At 58.8% G+C, this 500-nt stretch carries 1 protein-coding gene and 1 pseudogene; both read left to right on the forward strand.

The window, feature by feature from the left end:
- Positions 1-248, forward strand: a pseudogene (glgC, locus tag BJP35_RS00355) (glucose-1-phosphate adenylyltransferase); the annotation flags it as partial.
- A gap of 135 nt (positions 249-383) precedes the next feature.
- A partial coding sequence (locus tag BJP35_RS00360) for a glycogen/starch synthase (protein ID WP_143349613.1) occupies positions 384-500 on the forward strand: 117 nt, incomplete at its 3' end.

Here is a 500-nt window from a genome sequence, read left to right on the forward strand (position 1 = left end):
TGGTGGTGCATTCGGTGCTGTTCCCGCGCGTGCGAGTGAACTCGTTCTGCACCATCGACTCTACCGTATTGTTGCCGGACGTGAACGTCGGCCGTTCCTGCCGCCTGCGGCGCTGCATCATCGACCGCGCCTGCCACATTCCGGAAGGCATGGTGATCGGGGAAAACGCCGATGAGGACAGCAAGCGTTTTTATCGCTCGGAAGGCGGCATCGTGCTGGTGACGCGCGAAATGTTGTCAAAATTGTGAGTTAACGTGGGCGGCAGAACGATAGCCTGCCGCCTGATGAACGGTTCGATGGCTTGCGCAACGCGGCACGCATAACAGCGGCAAGCCTGCTTTATTTCTTATCCAGAGGCCTTCGGCCGACTTTCAGGAGTGATAATGCAGGTCTTACACGTATGTTCTGAAATGTTCCCCCTGCTGAAAACGGGTGGACTCGCAGACGTGGTTGGCGCGCTGCCGGCGGCGCAAATCGCCGAAGGCGCCGATGTTCGGGTG

Source organism: Enterobacter sp. J49 (genome assembly GCF_002148625.1).
Taxonomy (GTDB): Bacteria; Pseudomonadota; Gammaproteobacteria; order Enterobacterales; family Enterobacteriaceae; genus Enterobacter; species Enterobacter ludwigii.